Origin of the sequence: Sphaerospermopsis sp. FACHB-1194, from assembly GCF_014696235.1 — a bacterium.
Classification (GTDB): Bacteria; Cyanobacteriota; Cyanobacteriia; order Cyanobacteriales; family Nostocaceae; genus Sphaerospermopsis; species Sphaerospermopsis kisseleviana.
In genome coordinates this window covers 1-23,219 of sequence record NZ_JACJPU010000017.1, presented here as the reverse complement: position 1 = coordinate 23,219, position 23,219 = coordinate 1, and the positions used below count along the sequence as shown (strand labels likewise).

The following is a 23,219-nucleotide window of genomic DNA, read 5'->3' as shown; positions in this document are numbered from 1 at the left end:
TAGCGGTCAGCAGTCAGGTTTTTAACAGTTACGTCCAAAATCATATATTTGATAATCTACTGTTTGATAAAACATTCTGACTCCTGACTCCTGACTGCTTACGAATTTGCTGTACAAGATTTTTAAGTTTAGTCCTTATCCGCAACAATTCAGCAAAAATTATGTGTTTCTATAACAAACTAGCAGCCTTACGTACTCTATAGTAATAGAATTACTCAGATGTACCTAAATGACATTGGTGATTGGTGATTGGTGACTGGTGATTGGGTAAAATTAAACTAATGACCAATGACTAATAACTAATGACCAATCACCAATAACTAATTAGGAAATTGTCCACCGCGCACTTCTAAGGCGTAACTTTGGACTGCGTTGGTAATTTGTTCTCGTAAGTTTGTATAAACTTTAGCAAAGGGTGGCTGTTTTTCTGAAAGCCCCAAAACATCAGAAGTCACCAATACTTGACCATCACAATCAACACCCGCACCGATGCCGATGGTAGGAACACGTACTTTTTGAGTAATTTCTAATGCTAAATTGGCGGGGATATGTTCTAAGACTAGAGAGAATACACCAGCTTGTTCTAGAGCGATCGCCTCATTGAAAATGCGCTCTCCTGCGGTCTGAGTTTTGCCCTGTTGTCGCAAACCGAGTTGATGTACTGATTGCGGTGTTAAACCCACATGACCCATGACAGGAATACCAGCTTGTACCAACCGGGCTACAGTTTCGACCATTGCCGGATAGCCACCTTCTAATTTTACCGCCTGTGCGCCAGTTTCTTTCAGTATTCTGCCAGCAGAGTGCATCGCTTGGGAAACACTTTCTTGATAAGTTAAGAATGGTAAATCTACCACCACCAAAGCCCGTTTTACACCACGACGCACAGCTTTAGCATGGTGGATCATTTCTTCTAACGTAACTGGCAGAGTGGTTTCATATCCCAGCATAACTGCCAGAGAATCACCCACCAAGATTAAATCTACACCAGCTGTATCTAACAGTTGAGCGATCGCATAATCCCAAGCAGTCAAAGCGACAATTGCCCGTCCTTGCTGTTTCCATTGTATTAATTGCTGGGTAGTAATTGGCATAATCAGGAGTTCAGGAGTTCAAGGAGTTCATTCAGGAGGCAGGGGGCAGGGGGCAGCTCACAAGGGTAGGTATTTTACATTGTCGTGAGGGCAAGACTTGGAGGACAAGGCAGACAAGGTGACAAGGGAGGAAATACGTAACAAAAATGTACAATTGGTAACAAAAACTGAGGCTAAACAGACCTTGTACTGAGCGAAGCCGAAGTACATTTTTTGTATAAAATCTTCCTTGTCTACAATACCTCCTTGTCTTCGGTGGTCCTGCCTCAACAGATAATATTAAAAACCTACCCCTGTGAGGGCAGGGGGCAGGAGGTAGGGGAGGTAGGAGTTATTTATTTTGGATTTTGGATTTTGAATTTTGGATTGTTTTTGTTAACTCCAATCTAAAATCTAAAATCTAAAATCTAAAATTTTTTTCCCCAGTCCCCAGTTCCCAGTCCTTACTTCACACTCCGCCCAAAACCAAAATGAGGCCGTGCTTTTTCCATTGTAGGCATTAACCACGCTAACCCTTCGCTGGTTCCCACCCATAACTTATTACCCACATCAGGGGCAAGAGTCAACACCTGACGAGAAGGCAAACCGTTTCAAGTTACGCATAGTTCATTTTCGGAGATATCTAAATAGACCCAGTATACCCCTAGCGCGTTTTGGGTACATATGTATATAATTGGTAATATTTTTCATCTTCGGTAGAACCACGGTATATTTTCCATTTACCGTTCTACCATTTTTTCGTTATATATTTCGGACAGGTCTAAAGACTATACTGAAATAAATAAAGAGATAAATACAGAAGTTATCAAGAAAATACAAACTATTTATAAACGCAGCATTAGCAATTTAGAAGAAAGAGGTTTAAGAACTTTATTTTTAGCTTATGGAATGGTCACTTGGACAGCAAATGATGGTGGTAGAAATCTTCAAGCACCTTTAGTTCTTATTCCTATATCAATTCAAACAAAGGGGTAAGTAAATTAATCCGATCTGGAGAAGCACAAATTAACCCTGTTTTACTCTATATTTTTGGAAAAAGAATATGGTTATCAAATTACTTCAGAGCAATTATTAAATGTAAATGGTGATTCTGATATTCCAGAAAATGAAATACCAGATTTACAAAATATTGCTGATAAATCAGAAATGTTGAATACTGTTACAGAACTTTACATATTTAGATATGGTAGTCCTATTAAGGGTAAAAATGTCAACATTTCATAATATCTTCCATCTAATGAACATAACTGATTTGTGAACACATACAAGCTTGAAGATAGCGGAATTTATCTAACATTTTTTCACCCCATTCTTTAGGAACATATACAAGTTGTCAAATTAGATAAGCGATGAGACTGGCATAAATTTGTATGCCAATACCATTAACATTTTGGGCTTAATTGTTTATTCAAACATCATAAATATGAACCCCAAGATCATCAAATAACTGAGTACAGTTAAATGCTTTCAGTATAAAGTTTGAATATTATACTCCGTGAATACATTGTATCTGTTTGTCAGCAGTGCAGTTTAGATGACTTGTGATACACTGATATGTACACAGTTGTAAAGCAATCTTAACAAAAAGTTAAAATTTTTCTTATATAAGAAATTTAAATATAAAAGTTAAAAAGTTTCAAAGAATAACTTATCCAAATCTTGATATATTGTGAGTCAAGTTACAAATTGCGTCGTGTGCAATTTTTTATCCTGCGCCCACCCTTGAGCTAAACCACAGTTAACAAAGTTTCCTCCATATCTTTTTCTCCTATCAGGGCAAGATATCAGGAAAGGAAAAACGGGAATGAAAGCTATATAGCCCAAAAACCCGAATTATTCCGATTTTGAGGGGATAACTTCCAAGAATGCCTGTAAAGTTCCGAAGTTTCCCTAAAACTAATCAGGTTTAGTAGGGTTAGCATAAGAGATAGAAAACACTTTGTGTGCGGGTAAAGAAAAATTAAAAGCGTGTCACAGTACGCCTACATATAAAAGAAGATATGCGGTAAACTACAACCGCTGCCAGCTTTTTGTAGCACTAATAACGCTATATCCGCCCACCTCCGTCTTTTCTATATAAGTTTTTCTTATAGTTATCATGAGAAAACGAGAAAGAAAAAGGGCGATAAGAAGTTGCACATAACGTGATTTGATAGTAATAAAGAGTGACTTCTTGGAAGGAAAATATGTCTTACGCGCAAACTTCGACTCAGAGCAAATCTGGGTATCAAGCTGGGGTAAAAGATTACAGACTTACTTATTACACACCTGATTACACACCTAAAGATACAGACCTGTTAGCAGCATTTCGGATGACCCCCCAACCCGGAGTTCCTCCTGAAGAAGCTGGTGCGGCTGTAGCTGCTGAGTCCTCTACTGGTACTTGGACAACAGTATGGACAGACTTGTTAACCGACCTAGATCGTTACAAAGGTCGTTGTTATGATATCGAACCAGTTCCTGGTGAAGATAACCAATATATTGCTTACGTAGCTTATCCTTTAGACTTATTTGAAGAAGGTTCTGTAACCAATATGTTGACCTCTATTGTAGGTAACGTATTTGGTTTCAAAGCTTTACGTGCATTGCGTTTAGAAGACTTACGCATCCCCGTAGCTTACTTGAAAACCTTCCAAGGACCTCCACACGGTATTCAAGTTGAGCGCGACAAATTGAACAAGTATGGTCGTCCTTTGTTGGGTTGTACAATTAAGCCCAAATTAGGTCTATCTGCTAAGAACTACGGACGTGCAGTATACGAATGTTTGCGTGGTGGTTTGGACTTCACCAAAGACGACGAAAACATCAACTCCGCTCCTTTCCAACGTTGGAGAGACCGTTTCTTGTTTGTAGCAGAAGCGATCAAAAAAGCACAAGCAGAAACCGGCGAAATCAAAGGTCACTACTTAAACGTAACCGCGCCTACCTGCGAAGAAATGCTCAAGCGTGCTGAGTTCGCTAAAGAACTCGAAATGCCCATCATCATGCACGACTACTTGACCGCAGGTTTCACCGCTAACACCACCTTGGCTCGTTGGTGTCGTGATAACGGTCTGTTGTTGCACATCCACCGCGCGATGCACGCTGTAATTGACCGTCAAAAGAACCACGGTATCCACTTCCGTGTATTAGCTAAAACCCTGCGGATGTCCGGTGGTGACCACATCCACACTGGTACTGTTGTGGGTAAATTGGAAGGTGAACGCGGCATCACAATGGGCTTCGTTGACTTGCTACGTGAAAACTATGTTGAGCAAGACAAGTCTCGCGGTATCTACTTTACCCAAGATTGGGCTTCTATGCCTGGTGTAATGGCAGTTGCTTCCGGTGGTATCCACGTATGGCATATGCCCGCATTGGTAGAAATCTTTGGTGATGACTCCGTACTACAATTTGGTGGTGGTACATTAGGACACCCCTGGGGTAACGCTCCTGGTGCAACCGCTAACCGCGTAGCACTAGAAGCTTGTATCCAAGCTCGTAACGAAGGACGCAACTTGGCTCGTGAAGGTAACGACATTATCCGCGAAGCTGCTAAGTGGTCTCCTGAGTTGGCCGTTGCTTGCGAACTGTGGAAAGAAATCAAGTTCGAGTTTGAAGCAATGGATACCGTCTGATGATTTAGGATTTGCGATTTTGGACTATTAGAGCAATTTAAAATCCAAAATCCAAAATCTAAAATCTATGGGGCTGGGTCAAGCATGAATCTCAAGCAAATTGCAAAAGACACAGCCAAAACTCTCCAAAGTTATCTGACTTATCAGGCACTTATGACTGTTTTGGCGCAGCTAGGCGAAACTAATCCTCCTCTAGCACATTGGTTGCAAAACTTTTCTGCCGGGAAAATTCAAGACGGAGAAGCGTACATAGAGGAACTGTTTCTAGTAAAGTCAGATTTGGCTTTGCGGATAATGACTGTCCGGGAACACATAGCAGAGGAAGTAACCGATTTCTTACCGGAAATGGTGCGTACTGGCATTCAGGAAGCCAATATGAAACAGCGTCGCCAGCATCTCGAACGCATCACGCAACTAGATTTATCAAGTCCCAGCCCAAAAACAGAACAGCAGAAAATCTCAGATCCTGATTTAGATAATTTATCTGATTAGGATAGGCTTAAGTGCCAAAAACCAAATAGTAAAAAATAGCCACTTAACTAACAACAGCTATGCAAACTTTACCAAAAGAGCGTCGTTACGAAACCCTTTCCTATCTTCCTCCTCTGTCTGACGCGCAAATTGAAAAGCAAGTTCAGTACATTTTAAGTCAAGGTTATATCCCAGCAGTTGAGTTTAACGAAACTTCTGAACCTACCGAACTTTTCTGGACAATGTGGAAGTTACCTTTGTTTGGTGCTAAAACCACCCGTGAAGTATTGAGCGAAGTTCAAGCTTGTCGTTCTCTGTATGGTAACTGCTATATTCGTGTTGTTGGTTTTGACAACATCAAACAGTGCCAAGTTTTAAGCTTCATCGTTCACAAACCCAGCAGATACTAAAATCTGATTCGGTTTAATGTTTCAATAATTTATACATACCCTGGTGAGAGGTAGAGTTTTCTATCTCTCTTTTTTTGTATCGCTCACACGGTTGTGAACACAGATGCAATGATGAGTTGTATTGAAAGTTCATGTTGACTTTTACCAACTTTAATGGTAAATTAAGCAAAACAATTTATGTTTTAATTGTAGTCAAATCTACCTATAAAACTTATTTAAATACATAAAATTCAGACAAATGTAAATTAATTTTGGGTAAGTAAAGTACCCACCCAAAATTTTTGAATAATTGATTTTTTAGAAATTAATCAAGACTAAAAATTTACTATTTTAGTCAGTGGCAATGATCACATCAGTGGCTTTAATTACAGCATAAACCTGACTACCTTCTTGAATTTTTAGGTTGTCAGCCGAAGTTTTAGTAATGATTGAAGTTACTTCAACTCCAGGAGCTATTTCTATTATTACTTCAGAATTAACCAACCCAGGTACAACTTTTTTGACAGTGCCTTTGAGTGCATTACGGGCGCTAACTTGCATATTTTTATCTTCCTGATTATTGTTTATAATCAAACCAATAGTTATCATTATCTCGTTTAATTTTTGATTATAATTATACTTAATATATTTTTAATTTTTTCATGAATTAAAAAATATTTGGTCTTATTTAATTCATCTTATTAAATTTAGGACTTACCCATAAGTCACGGAAGAATGAACCACGTTCGCGAAGCGTGCCGAAGGCATAGGAGCGAAGGACACGAAGGAAAGAGGGTTGGAGAGATATTTTGCGTAAGTCCTGAAATTGATGGCTAATATATCACAACATTTTGCCAATTTGCTGGCTAGGTACAAATTTTTCTCCTCAATTTTGTTGAGAGATTGATTGTATATTTGTATATATTTATGTAAATTTTCTGAAAACACTTAAAAACTCAACGGGTTCTCAAACCTGTTCTGCATCTAGATTTGCCAATATTAACAAAACTTCATAAAGTTTTGTATTTCAATTTATAAAGAAAATATGTGGAAAATTAGATGAGAGCAAATATCAACTATATAAACATTCATAAGGGAGTGAACGGTTGTCAGATAGGAATATCTCAAAATTTGACGTAATTTAAGATTCTAATTATCAAGAATAATAGAGATTACGTCAGTATCTTGTTCTTTTCAAAAAGGACGACATTATATGACTAAATCACACCTTTCTCCAGATGATTTGCCTACCTATAAAACTACGCAAATCAGCGAATTATTAATGAGTCAACTGGAAGAAGTTACTAAAAAACGCTTTTTCCTAGCGTGTGAAAATACGGTGCGCGTTGTCTTATCCAGTTGCCATTGGTATTTTAAGGTTAATGGTGGTATTTTAATATTAATGATGGTTTGTCATGATATCGAAAGTTACCAAAATATCATGATTAATGTTCCCTATTTGGCAGATAAGTTAAAGCGTTTTGCTAATAAAGCCAAAATTAGTATTAGTTCACCAGTAAATAATGGTATCCCTTGGGTAATAAGTGTAGATCAACCTTGGCCTGGGGAAGACGTAAATAATTCTTAAATCAGGGAACAGGTGACAGGTGACAGTAAGAAGAAAATATCTCGTTCCTAGTCTCCGGCTAGGAATGACATAACAGAGGCTCTGCCTCTGCTTTAATAGAAGTCAGAGACTTCTATAATTCATTCCCATACAGAGTATGGGAACGAGAATTTTTACTTCTGCCTTCTGCCTCCTGCCTTCTGCCTTCTCTACGCATCCATTTCCGCTAATTCTAACCAGCGTTCTGTGGCCACATCTATAGCTTGCTTGAGTGCTTCTACCTGTTCATATAAATTTTGCACTTGGGTATATTTTCCCGGTGGCACATTTGCTAAAGCTTTTTCTGTTTCTGCTTTTTCTGTTTCTAATTGGGCAATTTTACCTTCTAATTGCTCAAATTCTCGTTTTTCCCAGTTAGATAAACGCCGACGTTTTTTAGTTTCTGTTTCTGGAGTTGGTGTTTTTTCCTCGGTGGTATTTTTCGCCTTTTCTTTACTATTAACTGCTTCCTGTTGTGCAGTTTCTTCAGCTTTTTTGTAATCTAAATAAACTGAATAATTACCCGGATACTGTCGTAAATTCCCACCTTCTTCTAGTGCAAAAATAGTATCTACAGTACGATCTAAAAAATACCGATCATGGGAAACTACAATTACACAGCCAGAAAAATCTTCTAAATATTCTTCCAAAACTGCTAACGTTTGCACATCCAAATCATTAGTCGGTTCATCTAAAATCAAAACATTCGGCGTACTAATCAGCAAGCGTAACAAAAATAAACGCCGTTTCTCTCCCCCAGAAAGTTTATAAATGGGTGCATATTGCTGATTTCCAGGAAATAAAAACCTCTCTAACATTTGGGAAGCAGTAATTTTTGTCCCGTCAGCAATTTTGATAAATTCCCCTTCTTCCTTAACGTAATCAATTACGCGCTGATTTTCATTAACTGCTGATAGTAATTCTTCAGAATGTTGATCAAAATAAGCAATATGTATTGTACTACCAATTTCTACAGTACCGCTATCTGGGGGAATGCGTCCGGTGATAATATTCATTAAAGTTGATTTTCCAGAACCATTTCCACCAATAATCCCGATTCTATCTTCGGGACTAAATTCATAGGTAAAATCATTAATTAAAGTTCTATCATTGTAAGCTTTAGTAATGTTATTGAGTTCAATAACTTTTTTACCAATACGTCTGCTAACTGTAGAAATATCAACCTTACCCTGAGCTTGTTTAAACTCAGTTTCGCGCATTGCTTGAATACGTTGAATCCGGGCTTTTTGTTTGGTGCTTCTGGCTTTTGGTCCTCTCTTTAACCATTCTAATTCTCGACGTAATACACCTTGATGTTTACGTTGACTACTTACAGCAGATTCTTCTGCTAAAGCTTTCTTTTCTAAATAATAGGAATAATTACCGGAATAGGTGTAAATGTCACCTCTATCAATTTCGATAATTCTATTAGTAACTTTATCCAAAAAATAGCGGTCGTGAGTAATGAGAAATAATGCACCACGAAAGCGATTTAAATAACTTTGTAACCATTCCACAGATAAAGCATCCAGATGGTTTGTAGGTTCATCCATCAACAATACATCTGGTTCAGCTAACAAAGCTGTTGCTAGTGCTATCCGCTTTCTGTAACCTCCTGATAATGTGCCAACTTTCACATCAAAGTCAGCAATTCCTAATTTTGTGAGAATAATTTTCGCATTGGTTTCTAATTCCCATGCACCAGTAGCATCCATCTGCTGCATGACAAGAGATAAGCGAGACATTAATATAGAATCTTCGGGATAATGAGCTAATTTATCCGTCAGTTCTTCATATTCCCGCACTAAATTTGTATGTTCACCACTATCAGCAAATATCTGTTCTAAAACTGTGTGATTTTCATCTAATTCTGGTTGTTGAGGTAAGTAAATAATTTTAGCACCAGAGTTGGTTAAAATTTGTCCGCCATCAATTGATTCTAGCCCAGCTATCATTTTTAATAAAGTTGATTTACCAGAACCGTTAGTGCCAATTAAACCAACTTTATCAGTGGCATCAATGCTAAATGTGGCATCTTTTAATATTTCTTTGATCCCAAAATCTTTTTTAACTGATTGTAATGTAATAAGACTCATAAAATTTGGTAATGGGTAATGGGTAATGGGTAATTGGTAATTGGTGATTGGTAATTGATAATTGGTAATGGGTAATTGATTACTATTACCCCTCTTTCCTGTCACCTGTCACCTGTCACCTGTCACCTGTCACCTATCCAACAAATAAATCCAGGGGTAAATGTCCATACATTTCATTTACTCCACCTTCATAATAGGATTGACAAGAAACTAATACACCGCGATGATGTCCGGCGTAGGAATCTAAATAACACAGTCCATTTTTACCGTTTAATTTGATATAAACTGGACCTTCTGGGTGAGGTAAATTATCTGGTGCTTGATAACCGAAAGCGTGAGAATAGGTTTTCATTGCCAAAATTCCTTCTTCAGCTGTATCAGCACAAATCCCTAAAATTTGGTAATCAGACTGCTTAATAAGCAAAATTATTGCCTCACGGGTTAAGGCTTTTTCTAATGGTTTGAGGACAGGTGCTATATCTAAGCAGTTAAATTTGTTGAGGATTTTTTTGGCTTCGGAAATGGTGAGGTTGGTGCGGTTAGAAGTTGACATATAGCAATTGGATGTGTGAATTTACTTGGTTAGACAGGAAAAAGGTAAAAGTTAATAGAATTATAGAAGATTAAGGTATATTTCGTGAATTGAAAAATCAAATCTTCATGCTCTATATTTTATATATGTAAGTAAGTAAGTAAGTAAGCATTCAGCAGTCAGTAATCAGCTTTTGTTTCTAGTGAAATTGAGTTAATAAAAAGGATGCTCCAGTTTTGTCAAATTCCACCAGTGTTAATGATATCAATTTACAGCCTATTATGGTTTTCTTCTTTTTTGCTCACTCCTGACTCAAGAGGGCAACCACAGGGGGTTGCCCCTACGACTGACTCCTTTTATTTTTGATACAAATCAAGATTGATTTGAGATTTTGCCCAAGTTAAAAATAAAGGGAATACTACCTTGGGAATTTTCACCCATAACAAGCACATTTGGCATTTGTGCGCCCCCTGTTTTCCAAGCTTCAATTGCTTCTTTTTGTAAAACTAATTGTCCTCCTTGAGCTTTGAGAGTTTCTGCTAACAGTCTTTGAGCTTCGGCTTTACCTTTAGCGCGGTTAATTTCGGCTTGGGCTTCTTGTTCGGCTTCTCTTGCTATGTAGACGGCTCTTTGCGCTCTCTGTTCCGCAATTTGTTTTTCTTCAACTGCTCGCGCAAATTCTGGAGAAAAGGTTAAGTCAACTACGCTCGTATCTAATACGATTATCCCATATTTATCTAAGCGATCGCCTAATGCTGTATCAAAATCTTCTTTTAATTCACTTCTTTTGGTAATTGCTTCTTCTACTGTACGTTTTGCTGCTGCTATTTTAAATGCTTCCTGGGTTTGGGGCGCAATAATTTTAGAAACTATATTTTCTAGTGTACCTTGTTTTCTTCTTACTTCCACTACTTGCATCGGATCAAGACGAAAATTAATGGCAAATCTCGCAGTTAAATTTTGCAAATCTTTGGTAGAACTTTCTGCGGGAACTTCAAATTTCTGCACCGTTAAATCATACACATCTATCACTGAGATAAATGGCGGTTTAATGTGGATACCTTCTGTTAACGCACCGTCTCTAGCTTTACCCAAGATGCTAATCACTCCCGCTTGTCCAGGATTGATAATGACAAAGGAATTTAACCCCAAAATCACTATTATTGCCGCTATTATTCCTATAATTGAAGTCTGTAAATTTCCAAGTTGTTGATTTTTCAAGGTTATATCTCCTTTTATATACTGGTTTTTGAGTAAAATAACACAAATTCAGTTAATTAAAACTAATATTTGCCCAAGATTTAGATTTTTAATGTTAATTTGGCTGAAAATAACCCACCCATAACTATTTTTAATTAGGTTTCTGAAAATACACTGCTAGTAATATAATTCTTCTCTTGCTCAGGAAGCCGGATTTATTACCTGATTTATGGTAATATTGGATGCACGCGACTTTAAAGGGCTGTGGCTACAGAAATCAAATCTCACAAAGCATCAAGAAAGCGTAGGCATTTTGTACATCCTCTGCAACGTCTACTGGAATATGGACATGAATATCAACGACAAATTTGGTTAGCTACTGGTGCTTCTATCCTCAATAAAGTTTTTGACTTAGCACCACCGGCTTTAATTGGTATTGCGGTGGATGTGGTTGTCAAACAACAAGATTCTATCATTGCTCAGTTAGGTATTAAAAATATTTCTGGGCAGTTCGCTATTTTATCATTTCTCACGGTCGTTACTTGGATCTTAGAATCATTTTTTGAGTATCGCTATAAGTTACTTTGGCGGAATTTGGGGCAGAATATTCAGCATAATTTACGTCTGGATGCTTATAAACACCTACAAGACTTAGAATTAGCTTATTTTGAAGAACGCAGTACGGGTGGTTTAATGTCTATCCTCAATGATGATGTTAACCAACTAGAGCGTTTTTTGGATGTGGGTGCAAATGATATTATCCAAGTGATTACAACTATTGTAATTATTGGCAGCGCCTTTTTTATTTTAGCTCCTAGTGTAGCATGGATGGCTATGTTACCTATGCCCTTTATTCTAGGGGGTTCGGTAGCTTTTCAGAAATTACTTGCTCCCCGCTATGCTAATGTACGGGAAAAGGTGGGTTTACTTAATGGCAGATTATCTAATAATCTGAGTGGGATTACTACTATTAAAAGTTTTACATCTGAAGATTATGAAGCAGCGCGGATAGAATCAGAAAGTAATGCTTATCGGGTTAGTAATGCCAAAGCAATTGCTTTTTCTGCGGCTTATATTCCCATTATTAGAATGTTTATTTTAGCAGCATTCACAATATTATTGATTTTTGGGGGAATGCAAGTCATAGCAGGTAATCTAGCAGTTGGTGCTTATAGTTCTTTAGTGTTTTTAGTGCAATTATTATTGTGGCCTTTAACCAGATTAGGAGATACTTTTGATTTATATCAAAGGGCAATGGCTTCTACTAATCGAGTTATGGATTTGTTAGATACTCCGATTGAGATTCATACAGGAAATATTAATTTACCGATGGAATTGGTGCGGGGTGCGGTAGAGTTTCAAAATGTGACTTTTGCTTATAAAGATAGACTACCAGTAATTAAACATTTATCTCTAGAAATTCCTGCCGGAAATACCATTGCTATTGTGGGTTCAACAGGGTCAGGAAAAAGCACCTTAGTTAAACTTTTGCTGAGATTTTATGAAGCCCAATATGGTAAAATTACTCTTGATGGTGTGAATTTACAAAGTTTAAATTTACGAGATTTACGCCGTTGTATTGGTTTGGTTAGTCAGGATGTGTTTCTGTTTCATGGTACTGTAGCGGAAAATATTGCCTATGGTACATTTGACGCTTCCCAGGAAGATATTATCATGGCCGCGAAAGTCGCAGAAGCCGATGATTTTATTATGCGATTGCCCCAAGGTTATGAGACAATTGTGGGAGAGCGGGGACAAAAGTTATCTGGTGGACAGAAACAACGAATAGCTATAGCTCGTGCAGTTTTGAAAAATCCGCCCATTTTAATCTTGGATGAAGCGACATCGGCAGTGGATAATGAAACAGAAGCTGCTATTCAGCGTTCTTTAGAAAGGATAACAGTTAACAGGACAACAATTGCAATCGCTCACCGTCTCTCTACCATCCGCAATGCTGATTGCATTTATGTCATGGAACATGGACAATTAGTAGAATCAGGAACTCATGAACAACTGCTAGAGAAAGATGGCGTTTACACCAATCTCTGGCGTGTACAATCGGGGTTAAGATAGGTGACAGTTTACAGGTGACAGGTGACAGTGAATAAGCAGGGGAGCTTTCTAGCAGGGAGCAGGGGGAGGTTAATTTACCAATTACCCATTATGAATTATGAATTACCAATTACCAATTACCCATTACCAATCACCAATTATGTTTAGCAGTGCAAAACCAGAAACCGGGGATACCAAGTGGCGGAAACAATTAGATAAATTTGTCAAAGAAAATCAGCAAGAATTAGCTGCTTTATTTTGGGGATTGTGGTTAGAAAATGGCGATAGTCAGGGAACTATTGGTATTGATTTACAACCTCAGCCGCATTTTGTTTATTGTCCTCAAGAAGCGGTAGAAAAATTAAATGTGCGAGTGGAAAACCGACTACAAGAACTTCTAGGAATTATTGATAATAATAAACCAGAAATAGAAGTTTTAATGATTGGTATTGGTAAAGGAGAAATTAAATTAATTCAATTTGCACCTGAACCAGCACCGCAAAAGTGTTTTGAACAAGTTGGTAAAGATGTGGATACTTTGTTGGATTCTTTGGAACAAAAGATGAGTGAACAGTTAGTAATTTAAGAAAGCAAAAAATCGCAACTTTAGAAATAAGAAAATAATTAAATAGGAGAAAATAATGCCTAGAAAACGTCTGACTGAATTATTACAAGAAGAAGCTCAAAAATTTACCCCATCTCCCGATGAAACTGCGATTGAAGTTACAGCAGAAAAAGTCTTAGATACAGAAGAAACAGCAGAAACAGCAGAAACAGAAATTTCTACATTTGAGGAAACCACAGTTAAAACACCCTTGGAAACCACCGCTAAACGCGCAAATCCTACTAAAGCAGAATTAGAAATTACCATCAAGAACTTACAGGAATCTTTGGAAAAATACCAAAATCAAGAAACTACGCTGCAACAAGAAATCACTGAATTAAAAACCGCATTATCTGAACATAAATCTTTATCAGAAAAATTAGGTAAAGAACTTTATGAAACTAAAAAAACAGCATTAAAATTAGCTGAATCTAATTCTCAACTTATAGAAGAAAATAATGAACTTAAAAAGCAAACAGTGAAAGAAACAGTGAAAGAACCTGTTAAAGAAACCGTAAAACAACCTGCAAAAGAAATTACTAAATCTTTAGCAGTTAATCCCAGAAAATCCTACAAACCACCAGAAATAATTGTAGAAAAATCTAAACCAGATACAAAAAAAGATGATTTCTCTAATAATACTTGGTTGTATGATTAGAATTTAAGCTCCACATCATACCGCAGTTAGTAAGGATTCAGAATACTTTACCCCAAAGAAAATATTTTTAGCTGCTTCTAATTCTTTCTCCCGACTCCTGACTCCTAACTCCTTACCTAAATTCTAAAATATGTTGTGCTGTAATTTCTGCTTTTTCCAAGTGGGGAATATGACCACAATCTTTAATCCAAATTAGCTGACTTTGGGGAATAGCTTTTTTAAATTTGGGAGCATCCTTAGTTCCTAAAATTTTATCATTATCACCCCATAAAATCAGAGTTGACTGTTGAATTTTTGCCAATTGCGGAAATTTAAAAGCACTGTAACCACCGCTTTTAGTAAAAGCAATTAAAGCTTGACTCCAATTAGGCATTTTTAAGTGTAAATCCCCACAACATAAAGCATCCGCATTTATTAAATCTGGGTTTTTATAAGCACTGCGACAAATGCGATCGCGCACTTTGGGATTACGTAAAAACTCCGCTGCTAAATTATATAACTGGGGAATCATTAATTTACTTAATGCTGAACCACCTTTCAACCCAGCACTATCAATTAATATCAATTTTTGCACCACTTCCGGGTAAGTGAGGGTAAAATCTATCGCCGCAGCACCACCCATAGAAGCACCAACCAAAATCACAGGTTGGTTAATCAGGGTTTTCCAGAAATAATAGAGATGAGTTTTAATAGCTAAGGGACTATAAGCAATATCCGGTTGTCTATCTGTAAAACCAAAACCCAATAAATCTACTGCCCAAGTTTCATTTTTGTCAGCCAGCAGGGGTAAAAGTCGGCGATACTCTAAAATCGAACTATCAAAACCATGAACCAATAAAATTGGAGTATCGCCACTACCTTGATGTACGTAAGTAGTGGTAATAGGTTCAGGACTTAAAGGAGTAGCAATGTCTTGACTTTGGATACTTTGAGCCAAGGCAATAGAAGCTGGTTCTGTCAGCTTGTCAACAGCAGCGGGTAAAAAACTTGGAAACATAAACATCAGTTTACATCATCTTGACCACCGACTACTGACAAAAAGAAAATTTCCCCAAATGAAAAAATGGGGACCAAAGCCTCGTACAATAAATATCACTTATTCTGGATTTCTGGAGAGTCAAGCCATGCCAATGGCAGTTGGCGTAATCGAAACTTTAGGTTTTCCCTGTGTACTCGCAGCAGCAGACGCGATGGTTAAATCTGCCGCTGTCACAATCGTATATTATGGCATCGCAGAAAGCGGACGCTTGTTAGTCGCCGTCAGGGGACAGGTGGCGGAAGTTAAAACAGCAGTTGCTGCGGGAATAGCTTCTGGAGAAGAAGTTTATGGTGGACAAGTGATCACACATTATATAGTTCCCAATCCCCCGGAAAATGTGGAAACGATTTTACCCATCCACTTCACTTCCAAATCTGAACCTTTTCGGATTTTTTAAGCAAATTTGCTATCAAAATAACTTGTAGCAGATAATTTTATTCATAAAGGAGATTAATAATGTCACTACAGGCCGTTGGATCTTTAGAAACAAAGGGTTTTCCCGCAGTCCTAGCAGCAGCAGACGCGATGGTAAAAGCTGGACGAGTTACCTTAGTTGGTTATATCCGAGTAGGTAGCGCCCGGTTTACAGTGAATATTCGTGGTGATGTTTCTGAAGTTAAAACCGCTATGGCCGCTGGTGTGGAAGCAGCAGAAAACGTCTATGGTGGTACTTTAGAATCTTGGGTAATCATCCCCCGTCCCCATGAAAACGTCGAAGCTGTTTTACCCATTGCTTATACAGACCAAGTTCAGCAATATCGAGACTCTGTAGAAAATCCCATCGTCAGATCATCTAGCGGTAGATAAATACAGGGAACAGGTGACAGGTGACAGGTGACAGGTGACAGGAAGAAAAAGATTCTCCCCCAATCCTACACCCTACACCACACACCCGATAATTGACTACGGACTAATAGCTATGTATTCAAAAGCAATAAATTTTTAGTTCTCTTACTGCCATATCCAGAAATAATTACTTAAACTCAGTGATCTCAGTCACAGTAAACCTATAAACTATTTATAGTAATATTCTGAATACTGAGATTGAGCAAGAGTTATGCCCTGTTCTGCCCTTTTACCAAAATAGCTCCTGACTTTTGTAAAGAAATGATATTTGGATACAAAAATCTAAAGCTTTGATTAATTTTACTCAATAGTTTCCCCGGGGAGAAATAATTGTAATTGTGAGCATATCCAAATAATCTTTGTTTTTATGAAAGATGTGTAAACAGCAAAACTACTTGACTTTTCTGACTTGACTTTTCTTATTGTCTAATAAATATCAAGACTGGTAAAGAAGTGAACGCAAAAATAACGAGAGAAAGCTGAAACTTAGACAGGTTAATTTTCGTCAGAGACTCATAATTAATCTTTTTTACCTTTGGAAGTAAGCATTCAGCCGTTAGCCGTCAGCCGTCAGCAAAAGTCACAAATAACACAAATATCAGCCTGTGAATTTCTCTGCTCAAAGCCTGGTAATCTAGTAAAATTATGATTTTATTAACAACCAGTCTATTTACATCTGAAAGCTGATTACTGATTACTGATAGCTGAATACTTACCTTTGGACTAACAAAGTGAAATACCTAAACTAAAAATTCAGCTTTCGGATCAAAAATCAATGAGCAAGATTTTTTGAGAAGTAGTTTGCGTATTTTGAGAACAAGGGCAGCTATTGGTTAGTAATTTAAGTGGGTATAGGGGTTGTGATGCAAACTTTAAAGCCGAGTTTCGAGGAGCGCAATCTCACTATGGAAACGGATGCGGCACACTTAGCGCAATATTGGCAAAAGCGACTCGCTGCTGAATGTCCAGAACAAAGTGAGGGCGCTAGACATAGTATTTTGCTTTGGCTTTTGGGATCAGATGTCAAAAGATTTGATTTACTCACCCCAAAAGAACTGGAAATAGCTAAACAAGCAATGGAATATCGCTGTCGGATTTTACAGCAGCGATACTTAGGAATGGGGCGAGAACGTGCTTATCGTAACCTGATTAATCGCTTGGGAAGCGTGATGACACTGAGAAATAAAATTCAAACTTGGGTGTCTTTAAGTCGCGATCGCCAGCGCAGTGTGGTCGATGTATTACAAGAAGTTCTCCAAGAACTGCTGCAAAGTGATTCATATATGCAGCAACAAATGTCTGCCATTGCCGATGTCACCACAGATAGAAGATTACAGGATACCTTACTATTTGCCAGCATCGAAGAATATTGTTTGCGTCCAGTACGTAATCAACCCCTCTTGGCTTATCGTTTTGTTAACTACTTGCGACGGGTTCAGCGTGGTGGGCTAACCCAAGTTCCAGCCAACGACTTGATTCGATTGGTTTCTGATGAAGTGCTGACAGAAGATACAGATAACCCCCTGAACTTGGTAGATAATCAGGCGATCGCCCAATATCAAGAAGCACAAAAATTAGAAGAGCAACAATCACTACGTCAAGCTGTATATCAAGAATTTGCCCAATACTTACTGGAAAATCTGGGACAAACCGCAGTAGATTGGCTGCAATTATACCTCCAAGGCAAAACTCAAGAAGAGATTGCCAAAAAACTCAATAAGCCAATTAAGGAAGTATACCGACTGCGTGAAAAAATTAGCTACCATGCTGTCCGCGTTTTTGCCATCAAAGGTCAATCAGAACTGGTAGAAAGCTGGCTCTCAATTTCCTTACAAGAACACAATTTCGGTTTAACACCAAACCAATGGCAGCAGTTGGAAGAAAAAGTCACTAATCTGGGCAGACAGATTCTCCAGTTACGCAGAGCCGGTCACTCTATAGAAGCAATAGCCCAAAATTTACAACTCAAAACCCATCAGGTTATGGGTGAATGGACTAAAGTCTATCTGGCCGCTCAAACTTTAAGAACAAAAGATTCTCTTTAAATTTCGCAACTCTAGTTGGTGAAAACTGAAGAGAGCAAATTCTGACGTAGAATGTAGAATCTCCGTGGCTTTAGCCCGGAGAGTGTCAAGCTAGGTGCATCTTTAGCACACTCGGAGTAGCTTTTCTGACTCTAGCTAAAATCGTTTCTTTGCCTAGACGCTGACAAGCTTCATAACGATGGCAACCAGAAAAGCCATAATAGCTTCCATCTACTTCTAGAACGTCTATCGGTTCTTGTTGCCCAATTTCTGCTATTGATTCCATTAGTTGCTTAACTTTCGCTGGATCGTTCTGACGCGGTAATGGGCGTTGAATTTGATTTAAAGGAATTTCTTGAATTTTTACCATAGAAGTTTTGCTGATGAGTTTTCTATCCCAGCTAAATCATAATCATTATGACTTCGATTTGCAACTATTTGAGAAAAAAAAGGTAATGATATGATTGAATGGCATCAACAACAAAGCAAAATCGCTACAAAATTCCTTAAAAGTTGCCTTCAAGCCTCACTGTGGTAGCAAAATCAGGTTTTCATGAAAATCTTTTTCTGGCGTTCTTCCTACAAAATACTCACCACATTCTGTTTACTGGGACTGACTGCTGCATCAACTCCTGTCAACAATAACCCAGATGTGGAACTGAAAATTGGTATTGTCCAGCGATTTGGATCTACACCTACTGCTAAATTAAAATTGACACCGACCAAAGGCGATCGCCTAAAGCTAAAATGGCAACAAGGTCATCAACAGCAAACCCTAGTTACTGCCAACCCCATCCAACTGGAAACCGTCATGGAGACTTTGCCTCAAGCAAAAGTGCAGGAGGTAGTAGTTTTAGGCAACTATCGCACCTTTGAAACAGCAGAAGACAGCGCCAGAAATTGGCGTTCTCAAGGTGTAGAAGTGGAAATAGCTCAACCTGAACGCTGGCAAGTATGGGCAAAACGAGATGTTTACAGCAGTCCTTTACTCAGGAGATTGTTGTTACAAAACATACAAAAATCAGGACAGAAACTGCCATATTTAGATACACAAATTCTCCAACAAGTACCGCAAGTCAGTTGGGAAATTAACGGTAAGCGATACAGCAATAATTATTTAGAAATTACCACAGATAAAAATTTAATTCGGTTGAATACAGGCACAAAGCCAGAAAATGCTCGTCTTTTCCCAGGGAGATTGAAATTACAGCCAAATGCTTATGGTAGCTACTCCTTAGTCAATCAAGTTCCTTTAGAAACATATTTACGGGGAGTTTTACCTTATGAAATTGGCACAAGAGCGCCCCAAGCGTCCCTAGAAGCTCAGGCTATAATTGCCCGCACCTATGCCCTGCGGAATGTACGCAGATTTGAAGTTGATAACTATCAATTATGTGCGGATACACACTGCCAGGTTTATGATGGACTAAATGGCGTGGCAAAAACCACAGATCAAGCGATCGCTGCCACCAGGGGCATGGTATTAACCCATAATAACGAATTAGTCGATGCCCTCTATTCTTCAACCACAGGTGGAGTTACAGCTTACTTTAGCGATGTGTGGAATGGAGAAGATCGTCCTTATTTGCGTCCAGTAGTGGATGCAGCTACAAATATTTGGGACATATCAAAAAATAATTTAGCAGATGAAAATAATTTACGGCAGTTTATTAACCTGAAACAAGGATTTAATGAAAGTAAATGGGATGTATTCCGCTGGAGCAAACAAACTAGCTTAGAAGATATTACCAAAGACTTACAAAAATTTTTGCGGGCAAAAAAGAGTCCATATAGCAAATTCAAAACCATTGAAGCTATGGCTGTTACCAAGCGCAGCAACAGCGGTAGAATTTTAGAACTAGCTGTAAAAACCGATATTGGCGTTTTCACCTTACATAAAGATGAAGTTCGCAGCGCCTTTGCGGCTCCCCGCAGTACACTATTTTATTTACAACCTCTCAACAAAGGTACACCAGGGATCTGGGGATACGCTTTTATTGGTGGAGGTTTAGGCCATGGAGTAGGGTTAAGTCAAACAGGCGCTCAAAATTTAGCCAAACTCGGCTGGCCAAGTGCTAGAATTCTTCAGTTTTATTATCCGGGTACAGAACTTAAAATACTTGGTAACGAAATTCAACCTTTCTTAACATCTTCAGATAGCAAAACAGGTAGATAATTGCGGTAAGCTAGAAATAACAAGAGAAGAAATTGATACAAAACATCCACCGCTGTACTGCTGTAACAGTAAGGCGGTGGTAAGTTCTCAAAAAAGTAAAGTTCGACTTTTAGTAAAGTTCTTCTTCTTTGTGTGTTTGGATTGTACAGTCAGAAGTTGGGTATGCAACACAAGTCAAAACATATCCAGCTTCGATTTGATCATCATCTAAGAAAGATTGATCAGATTGATCAATAGTACCAGAAACGATTTTACCAGCACAGGTAGAGCAAGCACCAGCGCGGCAGGAGTAGGGAAGATCAAGACCTGCTTCTTCAGCAGCATCTAGAATATATTCGTCGTCTTTAACGTTAATTTCGTTAGTTGTACCTTCAGCTTCGTTGATTAAAGTGACTTTGTAAGTAGCCATTTAGTATTCCTCTCTTGTAACAACGGCAGTATAAGCTATATTTCAGCAAAATCGGCGGCTGACCTGAAAGGATGAACCGTTGATTTTTATTTGCTTCAATTCTGATACTACGGGAAAATCTCAACCTTGTAACGGAAATTTGACCACGATTAGTAATGAAATTTAGTTACTTATTACCAATAAGTTTTAGTTATGTAAAATCATCATTGCGACAGATGGCGACGACATCTTTGAGGGTATGATTTTTGTGGTTGCACTGGGGACTGGGGACTGGGGACTGGGGACTGGGGACTGGGGACTGGGGACTGGGGACTGGGAACTGGGGACTGGGGACTGGGGACTGGGGACTGGGGACTGGGGACTGGGGACTGGGGACTGGGGACTGGGGACTGGGGACTGGGTAATCAATTTTATTTTTACCAATTACCAATTACCAATTACCAATGTTAATGATTAATTAAATAGATGAAAATTTATGTATAATTTTGAGCCACCTTTAAATAAAATCATGCGAGTGGGTTTAGTTGGGACTGGGTATGCAGCAAAATTGAGGGCTGAGGCATTAAAGCAAGATCCTCGGACACAGTTAGTAGCGATCGCTGGCCATACTCTTGAAAAAACAGCAGCTTTGGCTCAGGAATATCAAACAGAGGTGATAAATTCTTGGCAAGAGTTAGTCAACAGGGAAGATTTAGATTTAGTGGTCATTTCCACGATTAATCAGGATCATGGTAAAATAACTCAAGCTGCCCTGACAAAAGGCAAACACGTAATTGTCGAGTATCCTCTGTCTCTGGATGTCAAGGAAGCAGAAGCACTGATCGCCTTAGCAAAAGCAAAAAATAAACTGCTGCACGTTGAACACATTGAACTTTTAGGCGGTTGGCATCAAGCTTTAAAACAACATTTAGAGCAGGTGGGTTCTTTGTTTTATGTTCGTCAAAGTACCGTTAAACCTGAAAACCCTGCACCCCGCAAGTGGACTTATAACCATGAACAATTTGGGTTTCCTTTAATGGGGGCGTTATCTCGCTTACATCGTCTAACTGACTTGTTTGGTGAGGTGTTCTCTGTTAACTGTCATCAGCGATATTGGGAAACAGAAACCAACTATTATCAAAGCTGTATCTGTGTAGCGCAGTTGTGCTTTAGTAATGGTTTGTTAGCGCAAGTGATTTATGGTAAAGGTGAAACCATCTGGCAGTCAGAACGCAAGTTTGAAATTCACGGTGAAAAAGGCGGTTTAATCCTCGATGGTAACACAGGAATTTTCGTACAGCCAGAAAAAACAACATTGATAGATATGGGTACTCGTCGGGGATTATTTGCTAAAGATACGACAATGGCATTAGACCATCTTTTTTATGGTAAGCCTTTGTATGTCACCCCAGAACAAAGTTTGTATACTTTAAAAGTGGCAGATGCTACTCGTAAAGCCGCCCAAACAGGTTTAACTATATTTCTAACAAAAGACTAGATAGATGAGAACTGAACAAATTGTTATTTTATCCCAAAGAGAAATAGAAAAAATGCGTCGGGCTGGACGTTTAGCAGCAAAACTGTTACAGCATCTAGAACCGATGGTTAAACCAGGGGTAAGTACCCAGCAACTCAATGATGAAGCAGAAAGATGGACACAAGCACAGGGAGCTAAAAGCGCACCTCTAGGTTATAAAGGTTTTCCTAAGTCAATTTGTACCAGTGTAAATGAAGTTATTTGTCATGGTATTCCCCATGCTAGACAAATTCTCAAAGAAGGGGACATTATTAATATTGATGTGACACCTATCGTTGATGGTTATCATGGCGATACATCTAAGACATTTATCGTTGGTAATACTAGACCCAAAGCGCAGAAATTGGTAGAAGTAACAGAAAAATGTCTTTATTTGGGTATTGCGGAAGTAAAACCAGGGGCGAAAATAGGTGATATTGGTGCGGCTATTCAAGAGTATGCTGAAGCTGAAGGTTTTTCCGTAGTGCGGGAGTTTGTGGGACATGGTATCAGTAATATTTTCCACACAGCACCGGATATCCCCCATTTTGGCACAAGGGGTAAAGGTAAACGGTTAAGACCGGGAATGGTGTTTACCATTGAACCGATGATCAATGAAGGTACTCAGGAAATGGAAATGTTAGCTGATGGTTGGACTGCGGTAACACGCGATCGCAAATTTTCGGCACAGTTTGAGCATACCATTGCTGTAACAGAAGATGGAGTAGAAATACTGACTCTACCAGAATAGGGAACAGGGAACAGGGAACAGGGAACAGGGAAAAGAGCTTGTCCTAAGTTGACAATTTAATAGACAAACCTGTACACTCATAGACAAACATAAGAGTGACTTTATGTTTAAACCTCATGAATTTGCTAAAAAAATCGGAGTTTCAGTCAAGACCTTGCAA

At 38.5% G+C, this 23,219-nt stretch carries 23 protein-coding genes and 2 pseudogenes; 14 read left to right on the top strand and 11 right to left on the bottom strand.

What is annotated here, in order from left to right:
* Positions 1 to 320: 320 nt before the first annotated feature.
* Both panB and H6F45_RS11970 read right to left on the bottom strand, forming a co-directional pair.
* The gene (panB, locus tag H6F45_RS11975) at positions 321 to 1,094 is read right to left on the bottom strand and encodes a 3-methyl-2-oxobutanoate hydroxymethyltransferase (RefSeq protein WP_096569922.1); all 774 of its coding nucleotides are present in this window, start codon (positions 1,092 to 1,094) and stop codon (positions 321 to 323) included.
* A gap of 443 nt (positions 1,095 to 1,537) precedes the next feature.
* Positions 1,538 to 1,681 (bottom strand): annotated as a pseudogene (locus tag H6F45_RS11970) (transcriptional regulator); the annotation flags it as partial.
* Between the two features lie 442 nt (positions 1,682 to 2,123).
* Between H6F45_RS11970 and H6F45_RS11960 the strand changes: the two are divergent.
* Positions 2,124 to 2,318 carry a hypothetical protein gene (locus H6F45_RS11960; RefSeq protein WP_137667762.1) on the top strand — a complete coding sequence of 65 codons (195 nt, stop codon included), beginning with the start codon at positions 2,124 to 2,126 and terminating at the stop codon, positions 2,316 to 2,318.
* Between the two features lie 10 nt (positions 2,319 to 2,328).
* Here the strand turns inward: H6F45_RS11960 and H6F45_RS11955 are convergent.
* Positions 2,329 to 2,487 (bottom strand): annotated as a pseudogene (locus H6F45_RS11955) (IS4 family transposase); the annotation flags it as partial.
* Positions 2,488 to 3,280: 793 nt separating this feature from the next.
* Between H6F45_RS11955 and H6F45_RS11950 the strand changes: the two are divergent.
* The 3 genes from H6F45_RS11950 to H6F45_RS11940 all read left to right on the top strand — a co-directional run bounded on the left by H6F45_RS11950 (position 3,281) and on the right by H6F45_RS11940 (position 5,592).
* Entirely contained in the window at positions 3,281 to 4,711 is a 1,431-nt protein-coding gene (locus H6F45_RS11950) for a form I ribulose bisphosphate carboxylase large subunit (protein WP_096569915.1), read from the top strand.
* Between the two features lie 84 nt (positions 4,712 to 4,795).
* Positions 4,796 to 5,203: a chaperonin family protein RbcX gene (locus H6F45_RS11945; protein WP_096569912.1), complete on the top strand. Its 408-nt coding sequence runs from the start codon at positions 4,796 to 4,798 to the stop codon at positions 5,201 to 5,203.
* 59 nt (positions 5,204 to 5,262) lie between these two features.
* Positions 5,263 to 5,592: a ribulose bisphosphate carboxylase small subunit gene (locus H6F45_RS11940; protein WP_096569910.1), complete on the top strand. Its 330-nt coding sequence runs from the start codon at positions 5,263 to 5,265 to the stop codon at positions 5,590 to 5,592.
* Positions 5,593 to 5,922: 330 nt separating this feature from the next.
* Here the strand turns inward: H6F45_RS11940 and H6F45_RS11935 are convergent, their stop codons facing one another.
* Positions 5,923 to 6,132 carry a molybdopterin-binding protein gene (locus H6F45_RS11935; protein WP_137667765.1) on the bottom strand — a complete coding sequence of 70 codons (210 nt, stop codon included), beginning with the start codon at positions 6,130 to 6,132 and terminating at the stop codon, positions 5,923 to 5,925.
* A gap of 652 nt (positions 6,133 to 6,784) precedes the next feature.
* On the opposite strand from H6F45_RS11935, the gene H6F45_RS11930 reads away from it, so the two are divergent.
* Positions 6,785 to 7,159 carry a hypothetical protein gene (locus H6F45_RS11930; RefSeq protein ID WP_096569908.1) on the top strand — a complete coding sequence of 125 codons (375 nt, stop codon included), beginning with the start codon at positions 6,785 to 6,787 and terminating at the stop codon, positions 7,157 to 7,159.
* Between the two features lie 188 nt (positions 7,160 to 7,347).
* On the opposite strand, the gene H6F45_RS11925 is transcribed toward H6F45_RS11930, so the two are convergent.
* The 3 genes from H6F45_RS11925 to H6F45_RS11915 form a co-directional block, all read right to left on the bottom strand.
* A complete protein-coding gene (locus tag H6F45_RS11925; protein WP_137667764.1) occupies positions 7,348 to 9,273 on the bottom strand; it encodes an ABC-F family ATP-binding cassette domain-containing protein in 1,926 nt (641 codons plus the stop codon).
* 133 nt (positions 9,274 to 9,406) lie between these two features.
* On the bottom strand, positions 9,407 to 9,826 hold the full coding sequence (locus tag H6F45_RS11920; protein WP_137667761.1) for a DUF1824 family protein: 420 nt from the start codon (positions 9,824 to 9,826) through the stop codon (positions 9,407 to 9,409).
* 351 nt (positions 9,827 to 10,177) lie between these two features.
* Entirely contained in the window at positions 10,178 to 11,026 is an 849-nt protein-coding gene (locus tag H6F45_RS11915) for a prohibitin family protein (protein ID WP_190347281.1), read from the bottom strand.
* Between the two features lie 243 nt (positions 11,027 to 11,269).
* Between H6F45_RS11915 and H6F45_RS11910 the strand changes: the two genes are divergently transcribed.
* The 3 genes from H6F45_RS11910 (at position 11,270) to H6F45_RS11900 (ending at position 14,319) form a co-directional block, all read left to right on the top strand.
* Positions 11,270 to 13,078: an ABC transporter transmembrane domain-containing protein gene (locus tag H6F45_RS11910; protein WP_190347280.1), complete on the top strand. Its 1,809-nt coding sequence runs from the start codon at positions 11,270 to 11,272 to the stop codon at positions 13,076 to 13,078.
* Between the two features lie 136 nt (positions 13,079 to 13,214).
* The gene (locus H6F45_RS11905; protein WP_190347313.1) at positions 13,215 to 13,643 is read left to right on the top strand and encodes a hypothetical protein; all 429 of its coding nucleotides are present in this window, start codon (positions 13,215 to 13,217) and stop codon (positions 13,641 to 13,643) included.
* 55 nt (positions 13,644 to 13,698) lie between these two features.
* The gene (locus H6F45_RS11900) at positions 13,699 to 14,319 is read left to right on the top strand and encodes a hypothetical protein (RefSeq protein ID WP_137667758.1); all 621 of its coding nucleotides are present in this window, start codon (positions 13,699 to 13,701) and stop codon (positions 14,317 to 14,319) included.
* A gap of 112 nt (positions 14,320 to 14,431) precedes the next feature.
* Here H6F45_RS11900 and H6F45_RS11895 read toward each other — a convergent pair whose 3' ends face one another.
* Positions 14,432 to 15,316: an alpha/beta hydrolase gene (locus tag H6F45_RS11895; protein WP_190347279.1), complete on the bottom strand. Its 885-nt coding sequence runs from the start codon at positions 15,314 to 15,316 to the stop codon at positions 14,432 to 14,434.
* A gap of 127 nt (positions 15,317 to 15,443) precedes the next feature.
* On the opposite strand from H6F45_RS11895, the gene H6F45_RS11890 reads away from it, so the two are divergent.
* From H6F45_RS11890 to H6F45_RS11880, 3 genes are all read left to right on the top strand, one after another.
* Positions 15,444 to 15,755 carry a carbon dioxide-concentrating mechanism protein CcmK gene (locus H6F45_RS11890; protein ID WP_096572744.1) on the top strand — a complete coding sequence of 104 codons (312 nt, stop codon included), beginning with the start codon at positions 15,444 to 15,446 and terminating at the stop codon, positions 15,753 to 15,755.
* Positions 15,756 to 15,814: 59 nt separating this feature from the next.
* Complete coding sequence (locus H6F45_RS11885; protein ID WP_096569894.1) at positions 15,815 to 16,165, top strand: carbon dioxide-concentrating mechanism protein CcmK; 351 nt, start codon at positions 15,815 to 15,817, stop codon at positions 16,163 to 16,165.
* An 890-nt stretch (positions 16,166 to 17,055) separates the two neighbouring features.
* Entirely contained in the window at positions 17,056 to 18,249 is a 1,194-nt protein-coding gene (locus tag H6F45_RS11880; RefSeq protein WP_096572743.1) for a HetZ-related protein 2, read from the top strand.
* Positions 18,250 to 18,334: 85 nt separating this feature from the next.
* Here H6F45_RS11880 and H6F45_RS11875 read toward each other — a convergent pair whose 3' ends face one another.
* Entirely contained in the window at positions 18,335 to 18,598 is a 264-nt protein-coding gene (locus H6F45_RS11875) for a sulfiredoxin (protein ID WP_096569893.1), read from the bottom strand.
* 183 nt (positions 18,599 to 18,781) lie between these two features.
* On the opposite strand from H6F45_RS11875, the gene H6F45_RS11870 reads away from it, so the two are divergent.
* Positions 18,782 to 20,404, top strand: coding sequence for a SpoIID/LytB domain-containing protein (locus H6F45_RS11870; protein ID WP_190347278.1), 1,623 nt, complete (start codon positions 18,782 to 18,784; stop codon positions 20,402 to 20,404).
* Positions 20,405 to 20,513: 109 nt separating this feature from the next.
* Here the strand turns inward: H6F45_RS11870 and H6F45_RS11865 are convergent, their stop codons facing one another.
* Positions 20,514 to 20,813 carry a ferredoxin gene (locus H6F45_RS11865; protein WP_096569889.1) on the bottom strand — a complete coding sequence of 100 codons (300 nt, stop codon included), beginning with the start codon at positions 20,811 to 20,813 and terminating at the stop codon, positions 20,514 to 20,516.
* 190 nt (positions 20,814 to 21,003) lie between these two features.
* On the bottom strand, positions 21,004 to 21,243 hold the full coding sequence (locus H6F45_RS11860; protein ID WP_190347277.1) for a hypothetical protein: 240 nt from the start codon (positions 21,241 to 21,243) through the stop codon (positions 21,004 to 21,006).
* A 45-nt stretch (positions 21,244 to 21,288) separates the two neighbouring features.
* Here H6F45_RS11860 and H6F45_RS11855 point away from each other — a divergent pair, with 45 nt between their 5' ends.
* Both H6F45_RS11855 and map read left to right on the top strand, forming a co-directional pair.
* Complete coding sequence (locus H6F45_RS11855; RefSeq protein WP_096569887.1) at positions 21,289 to 22,290, top strand: Gfo/Idh/MocA family oxidoreductase; 1,002 nt, start codon at positions 21,289 to 21,291, stop codon at positions 22,288 to 22,290.
* Positions 22,291 to 22,294: 4 nt separating this feature from the next.
* Positions 22,295 to 23,059: a type I methionyl aminopeptidase gene (map, locus tag H6F45_RS11850; RefSeq protein WP_096569885.1), complete on the top strand. Its 765-nt coding sequence runs from the start codon at positions 22,295 to 22,297 to the stop codon at positions 23,057 to 23,059.
* Positions 23,060 to 23,219: the final 160 nt, after the last annotated feature.

Bases quoted from the DNA above. Each gene is read 5' to 3' on its own strand.
- H6F45_RS11885 (WP_096569894.1), top strand. From the start codon at position 15,815: ATGTCACTACAGGCCGTTGGATCTTTAGAAACAAAGGGTTTTCCCGCA.
- H6F45_RS11875 (WP_096569893.1), bottom strand. From the start codon at position 18,598: ATGGTAAAAATTCAAGAAATTCCTTTAAATCAAATTCAACGCCCATTA.
- H6F45_RS11895 (WP_190347279.1), bottom strand. From the start codon at position 15,316: ATGTTTCCAAGTTTTTTACCCGCTGCTGTTGACAAGCTGACAGAACCA.
- H6F45_RS11935 (WP_137667765.1), bottom strand. From the start codon at position 6,132: ATGCAAGTTAGCGCCCGTAATGCACTCAAAGGCACTGTCAAAAAAGTT.
- H6F45_RS11900 (WP_137667758.1), top strand. From the start codon at position 13,699: ATGCCTAGAAAACGTCTGACTGAATTATTACAAGAAGAAGCTCAAAAA.
- H6F45_RS11870 (WP_190347278.1), top strand. From the start codon at position 18,782: ATGAAAATCTTTTTCTGGCGTTCTTCCTACAAAATACTCACCACATTC.
- H6F45_RS11940 (WP_096569910.1), top strand. From the start codon at position 5,263: ATGCAAACTTTACCAAAAGAGCGTCGTTACGAAACCCTTTCCTATCTT.
- H6F45_RS11950 (WP_096569915.1), top strand. From the start codon at position 3,281: ATGTCTTACGCGCAAACTTCGACTCAGAGCAAATCTGGGTATCAAGCT.
- H6F45_RS11920 (WP_137667761.1), bottom strand. From the start codon at position 9,826: ATGTCAACTTCTAACCGCACCAACCTCACCATTTCCGAAGCCAAAAAA.
- H6F45_RS11925 (WP_137667764.1), bottom strand. From the start codon at position 9,273: ATGAGTCTTATTACATTACAATCAGTTAAAAAAGATTTTGGGATCAAA.
- H6F45_RS11930 (WP_096569908.1), top strand. From the start codon at position 6,785: ATGACTAAATCACACCTTTCTCCAGATGATTTGCCTACCTATAAAACT.
- map (WP_096569885.1), top strand. From the start codon at position 22,295: ATGAGAACTGAACAAATTGTTATTTTATCCCAAAGAGAAATAGAAAAA.
- H6F45_RS11890 (WP_096572744.1), top strand. From the start codon at position 15,444: ATGCCAATGGCAGTTGGCGTAATCGAAACTTTAGGTTTTCCCTGTGTA.
- panB (WP_096569922.1), bottom strand. From the start codon at position 1,094: ATGCCAATTACTACCCAGCAATTAATACAATGGAAACAGCAAGGACGG.
- H6F45_RS11855 (WP_096569887.1), top strand. From the start codon at position 21,289: ATGTATAATTTTGAGCCACCTTTAAATAAAATCATGCGAGTGGGTTTA.
- H6F45_RS11865 (WP_096569889.1), bottom strand. From the start codon at position 20,813: ATGGCTACTTACAAAGTCACTTTAATCAACGAAGCTGAAGGTACAACT.
- H6F45_RS11945 (WP_096569912.1), top strand. From the start codon at position 4,796: ATGAATCTCAAGCAAATTGCAAAAGACACAGCCAAAACTCTCCAAAGT.